The organism is Nocardia sp. NPDC055050 (genome assembly GCF_053608345.1).
In genome coordinates this window covers 38,857-51,101 of the sequence record NZ_JBSGVG010000045.1, presented here as the reverse complement: position 1 = coordinate 51,101, position 12,245 = coordinate 38,857, and the positions used below count along the sequence as shown (strand labels likewise).

The 12,245-nt window shown below is 67.4% G+C and carries 14 protein-coding genes; 3 read left to right on the top strand and 11 right to left on the bottom strand.

What is annotated here, in order from left to right; genetic code table 11:
* Window positions 1-92: 92 nt before the first annotated feature.
* Together greA and ACWGCN_RS31220 are read right to left on the bottom strand one after the other, a co-directional pair.
* The gene (greA, locus tag ACWGCN_RS31225) at window positions 93-584 is read right to left on the bottom strand and encodes a transcription elongation factor GreA (RefSeq protein WP_056813695.1); all 492 of its coding nucleotides are present in this window, start codon (window positions 582-584) and stop codon (window positions 93-95) included.
* 276 nt (window positions 585-860) lie between these two features.
* On the bottom strand, window positions 861-1,223 hold the full coding sequence (locus ACWGCN_RS31220; RefSeq protein ID WP_452453403.1) for a DUF4307 domain-containing protein: 363 nt from the start codon (window positions 1,221-1,223) through the stop codon (window positions 861-863).
* 222 nt (window positions 1,224-1,445) lie between these two features.
* On the opposite strand from ACWGCN_RS31220, the gene mca reads away from it, so the two are divergent.
* Together mca and ACWGCN_RS31210 are read left to right on the top strand one after the other, a co-directional pair.
* Window positions 1,446-2,312, top strand: a complete 867-nt coding sequence (gene mca, locus ACWGCN_RS31215; RefSeq protein ID WP_452458906.1) for a mycothiol conjugate amidase Mca — start codon at window positions 1,446-1,448, stop codon at window positions 2,310-2,312.
* On the top strand, window positions 2,312-2,557 hold the full coding sequence (locus tag ACWGCN_RS31210; RefSeq protein ID WP_378636354.1) for a hypothetical protein: 246 nt from the start codon (window positions 2,312-2,314) through the stop codon (window positions 2,555-2,557). Before mca ends, ACWGCN_RS31210 begins: the two co-directional genes overlap by 1 nt.
* Here the strand turns inward: ACWGCN_RS31210 and ACWGCN_RS31205 are convergent.
* The 8 genes from ACWGCN_RS31205 to ACWGCN_RS31170 all read right to left on the bottom strand — a co-directional run bounded on the left by ACWGCN_RS31205 (window position 2,554) and on the right by ACWGCN_RS31170 (window position 10,450).
* The gene (locus tag ACWGCN_RS31205; protein WP_378993080.1) at window positions 2,554-2,727 is read right to left on the bottom strand and encodes a hypothetical protein; all 174 of its coding nucleotides are present in this window, start codon (window positions 2,725-2,727) and stop codon (window positions 2,554-2,556) included. The two genes, ACWGCN_RS31210 and ACWGCN_RS31205, sit on opposite strands and share 4 nt — an antisense overlap.
* 92 nt (window positions 2,728-2,819) lie before the next feature.
* Window positions 2,820-3,218, bottom strand: coding sequence for an NUDIX hydrolase (locus ACWGCN_RS31200; protein WP_378636247.1), 399 nt, complete (start codon window positions 3,216-3,218; stop codon window positions 2,820-2,822).
* A gap of 90 nt (window positions 3,219-3,308) precedes the next feature.
* The gene (eutC, locus tag ACWGCN_RS31195) at window positions 3,309-4,130 is read right to left on the bottom strand and encodes an ethanolamine ammonia-lyase subunit EutC (RefSeq protein WP_452458905.1); all 822 of its coding nucleotides are present in this window, start codon (window positions 4,128-4,130) and stop codon (window positions 3,309-3,311) included.
* Between the two features lie 59 nt (window positions 4,131-4,189).
* On the bottom strand, window positions 4,190-5,602 hold the full coding sequence (locus tag ACWGCN_RS31190) for an ethanolamine ammonia-lyase subunit EutB (protein ID WP_452458904.1): 1,413 nt from the start codon (window positions 5,600-5,602) through the stop codon (window positions 4,190-4,192).
* 74 nt (window positions 5,603-5,676) lie between these two features.
* Window positions 5,677-7,104, bottom strand: coding sequence for an ethanolamine permease (eat, locus tag ACWGCN_RS31185; protein ID WP_387445859.1), 1,428 nt, complete (start codon window positions 7,102-7,104; stop codon window positions 5,677-5,679).
* Window positions 7,105-7,265: 161 nt separating this feature from the next.
* Complete coding sequence (locus tag ACWGCN_RS31180; protein WP_452458903.1) at window positions 7,266-7,643, bottom strand: DUF779 domain-containing protein; 378 nt, start codon at window positions 7,641-7,643, stop codon at window positions 7,266-7,268.
* Window positions 7,643-9,160, bottom strand: coding sequence for an aldehyde dehydrogenase (gene adh, locus ACWGCN_RS31175; protein ID WP_378993073.1), 1,518 nt, complete (start codon window positions 9,158-9,160; stop codon window positions 7,643-7,645). The genes ACWGCN_RS31180 and adh overlap by 1 nt, the downstream gene beginning before the upstream one ends.
* A gap of 87 nt (window positions 9,161-9,247) precedes the next feature.
* Window positions 9,248-10,450 (bottom strand): transcriptional regulator, encoded by a 1,203-nt coding sequence (locus ACWGCN_RS31170; RefSeq protein ID WP_452458902.1) that lies wholly within the window; start codon window positions 10,448-10,450, stop codon window positions 9,248-9,250.
* Between the two features lie 309 nt (window positions 10,451-10,759).
* Here ACWGCN_RS31170 and ACWGCN_RS31165 point away from each other — a divergent pair, with 309 nt between their 5' ends.
* Window positions 10,760-11,380, top strand: a complete 621-nt coding sequence (locus ACWGCN_RS31165) for an alpha/beta fold hydrolase (protein ID WP_452458901.1) — start codon at window positions 10,760-10,762, stop codon at window positions 11,378-11,380.
* Between the two features lie 17 nt (window positions 11,381-11,397).
* Here the strand turns inward: ACWGCN_RS31165 and ACWGCN_RS31160 are convergent, their stop codons facing one another.
* Window positions 11,398-12,183, bottom strand: a complete 786-nt coding sequence (locus ACWGCN_RS31160) for a helix-turn-helix domain-containing protein (protein ID WP_452458900.1) — start codon at window positions 12,181-12,183, stop codon at window positions 11,398-11,400.
* Window positions 12,184-12,245 lie beyond the last annotated feature (62 nt).

The window sequence follows — 12,245 nt, the reverse complement described above, 5'->3', positions numbered from 1 at the left end:
TGCGGTACCCGACACACATTACGAAGCGGCCGCATCCGGTATCCGGATGCGGCCGCTTGCGTTCGGGTTCTCGACGTTCGGGTTCAGCGAGCTCAGCTGTGGTACGGCTCCGCGCTGACCAGCGTCACCTTCATGGTGTTGCCGTTGGGGAGTGTGTACTCGCGGGTCTCGCCCACCTTGGCGTCGATCAGCGCCCCGCCCAGCGGCGAGTTCGGCGAGTAGGCCTCCAGGCCGGTGGCGCCGAGTCCCTCTTCGCGGGTCGCGATCAGGAAGGTCTCGGTATCGCCCTCGTCGCCGTCGTAGTAGACCGTGACGACCGAGCCCGGCAGTGCCACACCGGATTTGGTGGGGGCGACGCCGACCTTGGCGTTGTTCAGCAGTTCCTGCAGCTGGCGGATACGCGCCTCCTGCTGACCCTGCTCTTCACGCGCGGCGTGGTAGCCACCGTTCTCCTTGAGGTCGCCCTCTTCGCGGCGCTCGTTGATCTCGGCGGCAATGACCGGACGATTGGCAATGAGCGAGTCCAACTCGCCCTTGAGCCTGTCGTGCGACTCCTGGGTAAGCCAGGTCACATTCTCGGTCATCTCGATCACTCCCTAGTAGTTGTTCCCGGCGCACCGGGATTCCCTGAAACCAGCGCGAAACCTCCCGAAGGAGGGCATGCACCAGCCCGACGGCTGGAGCGATCCTGGGGGTGAACCCGATACCCGCAAACAGCACCGCTGGCCGCCAATGCAGCAAACACGGCTCCGAACCCCGGAACCGTGTATCAGCCCATTTTAGCATGTCTCACAAAAATGCAGGTCAGCCTAGTCAGGCGGGCTATTCGCCGTGCAGTGTCACTGATCGCTGGTGCGGGCTCACTGATCGCTGGTGCGCAGATACCCGGGAATCTGGTCGCTGCAACCATAAATATCGCCCGCCGAAGCGCGTGCCGACGACTTCACCGTAGTGCTCACCTGCACGCTGGTCGAGTCCGAGCCCGGCACGAGTATTTCGCGCCGGCCCACCTCGGCGCCGTCACGGTCCATCGCCCGTACGAAGCAGACCACGGCCTGCTGCGGGTCGTCGCGGGTGACCTTGATCCGCATGTCCAGGGTGGCGTCGTCGACGACCACGTAACCCAGCTGCTCGGTCTCGATCGCCTTCGGGCCATATTTCTGGAAGCCGAGATAGGCCACCGCGAAGCCGGCCGCCACCACGCCGACACCGAGCAAAACCATCAGCCACAGGCGACGCGCAGGTGGTTTTGTGCCATATCGATCGGCGTGTCGCGCTGCTGCGGCGGCCGAGGTCGCGGCGGAGTCGGGTGCGGGCTCGGTCATCGTTTTCGCGCTCCCGGGGGTGGTCGGAACAAACAGGGGGTCGGATGGAACTATAGGTAACGACATCTGACACCCGCGAGCGAGAGCGACGGTGAACGAGAAGTGAGTGGCCTTCGCCTCATGGCAGTGCACGCCCACCCCGACGACGAATCGAGCAAGGGCGCCGCGACGACCGCCAGGTACGCCGCGGAGGGCGTCGAGGTGCTCGTCGTGACGTTGACCGGCGGCGAGCGCGGCAGCATCCTGAACCCGGCCATGGACACCCCCGGTGTGCTGGACCGGATCAACGAGATCCGGCGCGAGGAGATGGCCGCGGCCGCGCACGCGCTCGGCGTGCGCCAGCACTGGCTGGGATTCGTCGACTCGGGCCTGCCCGAGGGCGACCCGCTGCCGCCGCTGCCGGAGGGCTGCTTCGCGCTGGTGCCGCTGGAGGAATCCACCGAGGCGCTGGTGCGCGTGATCCGCGAGTTCAAGCCGCAGGTGATCACCACCTACGACGAGAACGGTGGCTACCCGCACCCGGACCACATCCGCTGCCACGAGGTCTCGATGGCCGCGTACGAGGCGGCGGGCGATCCCACGAAGTTCCCCGGGGCGGGCGAGCCGTGGACACCGCTCAAGCTCTACTACGACCACGGCTTCAGCATGAAGCGACTGGAAGCCTTCGCCGAGGAGTACGAGCGCATCGGTGAACCGTTCCCGCTGCAGGAGTGGCTGGACCGGATGAAGCAGTACCAGGCGGCCCGCGGCGACATCATGGGCCGGGTCACCACCCAGATCGAATGCTCGAAGTACTTCCCCCAGCGTGACGACGCCCTGCGCGCCCACGCGACCCAGATCGATCCCAACGGCGCGTTCTTCGCGATCCCGTTGGAGATGCAGCAGCGGCTCTGGCCGACCGAGGAGTTCGAATTGGCCAAGACGCGCGTGTCCACCGCCATCCCGGAGACTGACCTGTTCGCCGGCATCGAGGACAACGACCGGTGATGCTGGTCTACCTCGCACAGCAACCGACGGGCCCCGAGTTCGGCAAGGCTTCCCCGCTCGGGCTGCTGGTCATCCTGATCCTGCTGGCAGGCACGGTGCTGCTGGTCCGCTCGATGAACAAGCACCTCAAGGGCCTGCCGGAAACGTTCGAACCCGAGCACCCGGAACCGGATCAGAAGGCCGACGACGGCACCGAGCCCGGTGTGATCGCCGTCGAGGAATCCGAACCGAAACAGAACTCCTAGCGCGCCGCGGCGAGGTCGGCGACGAGTTCGCCGACCAGGTCGCGCGCGGTGGCGGCGTGTTCGGCCACCGACCGCGACGCGCCGCCCGCACTCAACTCGATCATCGTGTTCATCAGGCCGAACAGTGCGACGAGTTGGCGTAGGGCGGCGCGACGTTCGGACACTGTCATCGGCGCGGTGGTTATCGGCAGGTTCACGACTATGGGATCGTCACCGTTGACGGGTTCGTTTCTGCCGATATCCAATCGACGCCGTGCGCGACCTACCAGTCGATCAGGTCGAGTTCGTGCAGGCGCCGGAACACCATCATCGAACCGGGTGCGACGTGCTCCATCGCGGCGTATTCACTCACGGTGAAGTAGCGGAATTCGGCGATTTCGCCGGTGGCGTGGGGTTCTCCGGTGAGCTCGGCACGGAAACAGGTCATGTGCAGGCCGGTGTTGCGGCGGTGCCCGAAAGCCTCGGCCTCGAAGACGCCGAACTCGGCGACCCCGGCCAGCCCGACGCCCAGTTCTTCCTCGATCTCGCGATGTAGCGCCTGTAAAGGGGTCTCGCCGGGGTCGATCTTGCCGCCCGCCATGTAGAAGACATCTTTGCCTTCGGGGCGCGTCTGAATCAGCCTGCGGTCGCGGACATGGGCGAGGGCGGCGGTGCGGATCATGGGGATCACTCTAAGGAGCGATCGGCCCCGTTCCATGCCGAACGTGCTCCGCGTCACGCTGGTGTCTGGGTCAGCTCACGGTGACGGTGCCTACGGCGGCGCGTCGACGGTCAGCGTTTCGGCTGCGGCCAGCGATTCGGTACGCGAGGTGTCTTTGAGGTCTACTCCCGAGCGACCCAGCGCGCGGGCTCCCGCGACCAGACCCGCCACCACGCGGGCGGCGTCGGCGTAGGTGAGGCCGTCGGGTGGGTGGATGTTGGAGACGCAGTTGCGTTCGGCGTCCGCGCGGCCGGGGCGTGGTAGGTGGGTCAGGTAGATGCCGAGGCTGTCGGCGACCGAGAGGCCCGGGCGCTCGCCGATCAGCACCAGAACGGTGCGCACGCCCATGGCTTCGGCGATGTGGTCACCCAGCGCCACTCTGGCCTGGGTGGCGATCACCGGTGGGGCCATGGTGTAGCGATCGCCGAGTTCGGTTGCCAGGGCGGCGAGGAGTTCGGGGGCGTGCTCGGACAGTGCCAAGGGGGACAGCCCGTCGGCGAGAACGACGCCGATGTCCGCGCCGGTAGCGGTGACGGGGGTGAGATCGTCGGGCACTCGGCCGAGATCGGGGCGGCGCAGGTACTCGGCGCGATCGGCCGCCCTGCTGGCTACGGTGACCGGAGTGCCGAGGCCGAGTGCGGCGATGTGTTCGGTGAACGTCGCGACATCGAGAGGAAGGTGCACGGCGTCACGGGCCGCGGCGTGTGCGGCGCGCAAGGTGAGGACGTCGGTCGTCGGCAACGCGTCGCCCGTGCGGCCGAGCCCGATTCTGGCTTGCGTACTGCCCCGAAGATCTCGCCAGAAGTCTTCGGCGACAGGCGATTGCGTCTCGTGCGCAGCGGCGATCGGTGGGGCCGGAACAGGTGGGGTCACAGGCGGTTCCGTTTCTGCGTCGATGGTCGTGAGCGGCTCGTCCGGCTGACGCGGTGCGCTCATCGAGTGGCTGTCAGGGCTCGCAGGGGTGAGGACAGCGGTTCCACCTGTCGCACACGGCCGTTCGCGTCGAGCATGCCGAGACCCGACAGCCAGGCCTCGAATTCCGGTGCGGGCCGCAGGTTCAGGACCTGGCGGGCATACAGGGCATCGTGGAACGACAGGCTCTGGTAGCCGAGCATCACGTCGTCGGCGCCGGGCACCGCGATGACGAAGGCACAACCCGCCGCACCCAACAGGGTGAGCAGGGTGTCCATGTCGTCCTGGTCGGCCTCGGCGTGGTTGGTGTAGCAGACATCCACGCCCATCGGCAGGCCGAGCAGCTTGCCGCAGAAGTGGTCTTCGAGTCCGGCCCGGATGATCTGCTTGCCGTCGTAGAGATATTCGGGTCCGATGAAGCCGACGACCGTATTCACCAGCAGCGGTCGCAGATCCCGGGCTACGGCGTAGGCGCGCGCTTCGAGGGTCTGCTGGTCCACCGGCCGATCACCCACGCCCAGATGGGCATTCGCGCTCAGTGCCGATCCCTGCCCGGTCTCGAGGTACATCACGTTGTCGCCCACGGTGCCGCGCCGCAGGGATCGTCCCGCTTCGTTCCCCTCCCGCAACAGCGAAATGTTCACGCCGAAGCCGGTATTCGCGCCCTCGGTGCCCGCGACGGACTGGAACACCAGATCCACCGGCGCGCCCGCCTCGATCAAACCGATGGTCGTGGTGACGTGGGAGAGCACGCACGACTGGGTCGGGATGTCGAAGCGCAGTCGCACGTCGTCGAGCAGATGCAGGAGATCCGAGGTGGCCTGCGGTGAATCCGTGGCGGGGTTGATGCCGATCACCGCGTCGCCACAGCCCAGCAGCAGCCCGTCCAAGGTGGCGGCGGCGATCCCGCGCGGATCGTCGGTGGGATGATTGGGCTGCAACCGCGTGCTCAACCGGCCGGGCAGGCCGATGGTGGTGCGGAATCCCGCGGTCACCTCGGCCGCCTTGGCCACCGCGATCAGATCCTGATTGCGCATGATCTTGCTGACCGCGGCCACCATCTCCGGCGTCAGCCCGGGCGATACCGCGGCCAGGGTGGCCGCGGAATCGCCGGCGGCGGCGACGGCGAGCAGCCAGTCGCGCAATCCGCCGACGGTCAGATGTGAGATCGGCGCGAACGCCGATCGGTCGTGACTGTCGATGATCAGCCGGGTGACCTCGTCGGTCTCGTACGGCACCAGTACGTCGCTCAGGAACGTGGTGAGTGGAACTTCGGCCAGCGCCCACTGCGCCGCGGCACGTTCGGCATCGGTGGCCGCCGCGCAACCGGCGAGCTCGTCGCCGCTGCGCAGGGGAGTGGCTTTCGCCATCAGGTCGATCAAACCGTCGAAGGTGTAGGTCGTGACGCCGATTGTGCTGCGGTACACGGTCATCGGGTCCCTTTCGAGAGATGTACTCGGCCGCCGGAGCCCGGCAGCGTGCGCGACGCTGCCGGGTGCCCGACGGTCTACTCGAGCTCGGATTCCGCCTTGGCGATGGCCGCGAACTCCTCGTCCGGGGATTTGGCGACCAGGTGTTTGCGACTGTAGAGCCCGAAGTAGGCCATGAAGGCGACGAACACACCGAGCGTCCACAGCGCGGCCTGCTGGTCGACCAGGAACGTGGCCGCCACCGATGCGGCCGCGATGACCAGCGCGAACGCCGTGGTAACGATGCCGCCCGGCGTGCGGTACGGGCGCGGCATGTTCGGTTCACGCACGCGGAGCACGATGTGGGACACCATCATCAGGACGTAGCTCAGCGCCGCGCCGAAGACGGCCATGTTCAGCAGCATCGCGCCCTTGCCGGTGAGCGAGAGGGCGAAGCCGATGATGCCGGGCACGATCAGCGCCAGCACCGGCGCCTTGCGGGAGTTGGTGATCGACAGGACGGTCGGCAGGTAGCCGGCGCGCGAGAGGGCGAAGGTCTGGCGGGAGTACGCGTAGATGATGGAGAAGAAGCTGGCGACCAGACCGGCCAGGCCGATGTAGTTGACCACCTTGGCCATCGAGCTGTCGCCCAGCGCCTCGACGAGCGGGTTGCCCGAGGCGGAGGCGCTCTGGGCGCCGAGCGCGCCGGTGACCAGGAACAGCACCACCGCGCCGGTGACGCACAGCAGCAGCATCGCGACGATGATGCCCTTGGGCACGTTCTTCTCCGGCTCGCTGGCTTCCTCGGCGGCCAGCGGCACGCCTTCGACGGCGAGGAAGAACCAGATCGCGAACGGGATGGCGGCCCAGATACCCAGGTAGCCGAACGGCAGGAACGACGACGACCCGGTCGCCGCGGGATCGGCCGCGATATCGGTCAGGTTCGCCGCGTCGAACTTGCCGACGGCCGCGAACGCGAAGATCACCAGGCCGACGAGCGCGATCCCGGTGATCACGAACATCGCCTTGAGCGCCTCACCCGCACCGGTCAGGTGGATGCCGATGAACAGCGCGTACACCGCCAGATACACCCACCAGCCGTCGGTGATCCCGAACAGGTTCAGCGACTCCACGTAGGCGCCGATGAAGGTGGCGATCGCGGCGGGCGCGATCGCGTATTCGATGAGAACGGCTGTGCCGGTGGCGAATCCGCCCCACGGGCCGAGCGCGCGCCGGGCGAAGGTGTAGCCGCCGCCCGCCGCGGGCAGTGCCGAGGACATCTCGGCCATGCCGAGCACCATCGCCAGATACATCGCGGCGATGACGACGGTGGCGATCAGCAGGCCACCGAATCCGCCCTCGGCGAGACCGAAGTTCCAGCCGGAGAAGTCGCCGGAGATCACGTAGCTCACGCCGAGGCCCGCGAGCAGTACCCAGCCCGCCGAGCCCTTGCGCAGGGTGCGTTTGGCGAGATAGTCGTCGACCGGTGCGCCCTCGCCGGTGGCGGGGCTGATTTCTGTACTCACGTGGAGCTCCTCATCAACAAGCAAAGCGCGTTCGGCGGCAACGGTGATCGTCGAGGGTTGAAGAATGGTTGACGACTGTTACGGCCGTGGATCCGTCAGGTCAGCGGTGCGTATCGAGCACCGCTGACCTGCGGAAACGAACTGATTACGGGTGTTTCAGATCACCCGGTTCGCGGCGGCGCCGATTCGAGCGCGGCCGCTTCCTCGTCGGTGAACAGGCGTGAGCGGATCAGGAACCGCACGCCCTCTGGAGCCTCGAGCGAGAATCCGCCGCCGCGGCCCGGCACCACGTCGACGGTGAGGTGGGTGTGTTTCCAGTACTCGAACTGGTCGGCGCTCATCCAGAACGGGGTGTCGCCCGGCAGGTACCCGAGCAGCACGTCCGAACCGCCCACCCGGAACTCGCCACGCGGGTAACACATCGGCGAGCTGCCATCGCAGCACCCACCGGACTGGTGGAACATGACCGGGCCGTGTTGCGCGGTCAGGTCCCGCAGCAGCGCCGCCGCCTTCTCGGTGAGGTCGACGCGCTGCACCATCAGAAGAAGCCGAGCTTCGTCGCCGAGTAGCTGACCAGGATGTTCTTGGTCTGCTGGTAGTGATCGAGCATCATCTTGTGGTTCTCGCGCCCGATGCCGGACTTCTTGTAGCCGCCGAACGCCGCGTGCGCGGGGTAGGCGTGGTAGCAGTTGGTCCAGACCCGGCCTGCCTTGATGCCGCGGCCGAGGCGGTAGGCGGTGTTCATATCGCGCGTCCACACGCCGGCGCCGAGACCGTAGAGGGTGTCGTTGGCGATCGAGAGCGCTTCCTCGGTGGAGTCGAAGGTGGTGACCGCGACGACGGGGCCGAAGATCTCCTCCTGGAACACGCGCATGTCGTTGCTGCCCTTGAAGATCGTCGGCTCGATGTAGAAGCCCTCGGACAGCCCGTCGACGCTGCGGACCGCGCCGCCGGTGAGCACCTCGGCGCCTTCCTTCTTGCCGATGTCGATGTAGGACAGGATCTTCTCGAACTGATCGTTGCTGGCCTGGGCGCCGATCATGGTCGCCTCGTCGAGCGGGTTGCCGCTGATGATCGCCTTGGTGCGTTCGACGCAGCGGGCCATGAACTCGTCGTAGATCGACGAGGCGATCAGCGCGCGCGACGGACAGGTGCACACCTCGCCCTGGTTGAGGGCGAACATGACGAATCCTTCGATCGCCTTGTCCAGGTAGTCGTCGTCGGCGGCCATCACATCGGGCAGGAAGATGTTGGGGCTCTTGCCGCCCAGCTCGAGGGTGACCGGAATGATGTTCTCGCTGGCGTACTGCATGATCAGCCGGCCGGTGGTGGTCTCTCCGGTGAACGCGACCTTCGCCACGCGCGGGCTCGAGGCCAGCGGCTTACCCGCTTCGACGCCGAAACCGTTGACCACGTTGAGAACTCCCGGCGGCAGCAGATCCGCGACGAGTTCGACGACCTTCATGATCGAGGCCGGGGTCTGCTCGGCGGGCTTGAGCACCACCGCGTTTCCGGCGGCCAGTGCGGGCGCCAGCTTCCAGGTGGCCATCAGGATCGGGAAGTTCCACGGAATGATCTGCGCGACAACGCCGAGCGGCTCGTGGAAGTGATAGGCGATGGTGTCCTTGTCGACCTCGCTGATGCCGCCTTCCTGCGCGCGCAGCACTCCGGCGAAGTAGCGGAAGTGGTCGACCGCCAGGGGAAGGTCGGCGGCCAGGGTTTCGCGGACCGGCTTGCCGTTGTCCCAGGTTTCGGCGACGGCGAGGGCCTCGAGGTTGGCCTCGATCCGGTCGGCGATCTTGTTGAGGATGTTGGCGCGCTCGGCGGCCGAGGTCTCACCCCAGGCCGGGGCCGCACGGTGGGCGGCATCGAGCGCCAATTCCACATCGGCGGCGCTCGAGCGGGCGATCTCGCAGAACGGCTGCCCGTCCACCGGCGAGGTGTTCTCGAAATAGCGGCCTTCGACCGGCGGAATCCACTTGCCGTCGATGAAATTGTCGTATCGCGGCGCGTAGCTGACGACGCTGCCCTCGGTGCCCGGCTTGGCGTAGATCATGTGCGGTGGCTCCTCGCTGATTCCGGTGAATCGTGACGCCCATCACTATCCCCGCTCAGGGTTGATGAAACGTTGAAGCCGGACCGATCAGGCGCGAAGGGCGCTGTGCAGGCGTGCGGTGGCGACGGCGCGGCGTGCGTCGCGGGTGGGAAGCAGGGCGAGGGCGTGTTCGTGGACGGCGATGTCGTCGGGGGCGGAATCGCCGTATGTCAGTGCGTGATTCGCGTCCGGGCTGTTGAGAACCGCGTTACGCATGGCGACTTCGAGGTAGTCGCGCCATTCGCTGATGCCCGGTGTCTCCGAATCGGGCAGCAGCGGGCCGTGATACAGGCGGACGGCCGTGTCCAGGTCGCCTCGCTCGATGGCGCGCAGCACGTCGACAGCGTCGCAGGACAGGGGAGTGGTGAAGCGGTAGACGCGACTGGCGATGTCGCCGCCGGTGGCGCGGCGCAGGTACGACATCTCCGATTTGAGAGTGCTCGCGCCGACCGCGCGATCACCGTAGACGGCGTAGTGCAGGCGTTCGTGGCTGTAGCCGTCGTCGTCGAGGGCGAGCAGGGTCAGGATCTCGAGATGGCGTGGCCGCAACCGGATCTGCTGACCGTCACGCATCAACCGGCCGGTGCCGAGGCAGGTCAGCCGCATTCCGGCGGGCGCGGGCACGGCGGCGTGCAACTTCGATTCGATGGCGCTGGTCATCGTGCGCACGGTGGCCATGGCCAGCGGATGTGAGCGTTTCCAGGTCGTCGACAGGTCGAGCACGCCGAGCAGGGTCCCGTCGGCGGCGCGGATCGGCGCGCAATAACAGACCCAGCCGTGCAGGGCCGCGACAAGATGCTCGGCCGAGAACACCGTGTGCGGTTGGTCGGTGCGCAACGCCAACGACAGGGCGTTGGTCCCCATGTGGGCCTCGTCCCATCGGCCACCCGGCGCGAAGTTCACCTGCTCGGCGCGCCTGCGCATCACGGGTCCGCCATATGTCCACAGAATCGTCCCCGAAGCATCGGTGACCGCCGCGACGTAGCCCGCGTCGTCGGCGACGCTGTGCAACTGCTCTTTCAGCTCGGTCACCGGCCCTCGCAACGGCGACTCCGCCCACCGTGGCCCGATATCGGTCTCACTGACCGGCGCGTGATCGCGCCCAGGATCCACGGTCCGCAACGACCGCGACCAGGACTGCGCCACCTCGGACCGCACCCCTGCCCCCGAAACCCCCACCCCGCCCGGCACCCACATCGCCCACTCCCGCTCCAGCGCAGCCCGCTGCGCGGAGAGCGTGAGCTGCACCATCTCGGTTCTTCCTACTAGACGAACTGGGCGAGGATTCCACATTTCATCATGCCCCAGCGCCACCCGCTGAGCAGCGGTTTCGTCAGGCCGAACTACCCGCTAAACCTGGAGACGCCCGACTCGGCGAGACGGCGACGTACCCTGTCTCCGTGGAGCCACCAGGTCGCCTTGGGCGAAGTGCCGCCGAACTGGTCGCCCGCCATCGAATGTTGCCGCGGGTGGATGGCGCGACGATGTGCCGGGACGCGGATGAGTTCTTCGGTTCGGAGGATCGGATCGGCGAAGACTCACCGGTCGAGCGGTGACCAGGTGAGCACATTCATACTGATCCCCGGAGCGGGGTGCGCGGCGGGTTACTGGGGGCCGGTGGCCGACGAGTTGCGCGGGCTCGGCCATGACGCGGTGCCCGTGTCGTTGCCGAGCGAGGACCACAGCGCCGGGTTGGCGGAATACGCCGACGCGGTGGTCGAGGCGATCGGCGCGCGCCGGGATGTTGTTGTGGTGGCGCACTCGTTCGGCGGGTTCACCGCACCGCTGGTGTGCGATCGAGTGCCTGTGGAGCGAATGGTGTTGGTATCGGCGATGATTCCGGCGCCTGGCGAGGCGCCAGGCGATTGGTGGGCCAACACCGGACACGCGACCTCGGGCGATGACGATGTGTTCTACAACCAGCTCACCCCCGAGCAGCGGGCCGAGGCGGAGAAATACGAGCGCGGCCAGTCCGATACGCCGATGACGTCCCCGTGGCCGCTGGCGTTTTGGCCCGAGGTGCCGACCCGGTTCATCTTGCTGCGCGACGACCGATTCCTCCCAGCCGATTTCATGCGCGAACTCGTAGCCTCCCGGCTGGGGATCGAGCCGGTCGAAATGGACGGCGGGCACATGGTCATGGTGTCCAGTCCCGCGGAACTGGCGCGTCTGCTGCTCTGATAGCGCAGCCGAGCTGCTCATCCGGGCCGGACGGCCCCGGCACCCAGGTCGAAGTGGATGCCGGCCTGCAGCATCGTGGTGGCGGGCAGGCCGATCATGGCGCGGAAGGATTCGCTGAAGTGGGAGGGGGTGGCGAAGCCGGCGTCGATGGCGGAGCGGGTGAGGTCGTGGCCGTTGACGGCGTTGGTGATCGCGGTGACCATGCGGTTCCAGCGTTGATAGCCGCGGAACGTGGTGCCGCAGTGCTGGGTGAACAGGTGCAGGAAATGGCCGGTGGACAGGCCGAGGTTCGCGGCGATCTGGTCGGCGCGCAGCGCGTTGGCGGGCTGGTCGCGGATCGCGGCGGCGAGCCTGGCGATGCGTGCGTCCGTGTCGAGGGTCGGGCCCGCGACGGCGCGGTTGTAGAGCAGATCCGGGTCGACGCCGGGTTGGCCACACAGCTCGACGAGTTCGCGCTCGCGGCGGTGGCTGAGACCGAAAGTACCTGCCGCGGACGTCATCTCGTCGGCGATCATGGTCGCGGGCGCACTCGACGGGTCGATGAACAACACCAGGATCCACCCCTGCGTGGCAACGACGCGGTGGGCGGTGCGGGCAGGCGCGAAGGAACTGCCCGTGCGAATCAGACCGCGGGTGGTGTGCACGATCAGCGGTCCGTCCAGGCCCACGGTGAGCATCGCGACCGGCGGCGAGTGCGTATCGGGCCGCAGATCCGGCCCGATGTACCCGATGTGGCCCGGCCGTGCCCACGCGGTCGGTATCCGCGCGGAACCGCGGATCTTCCAACGGGTATCGACGCTCACCCGTACCAGGGTATCGACGTGTCGCCGGGGACGCCGCGACCCGGGGATTCGGGTCGGCGTCG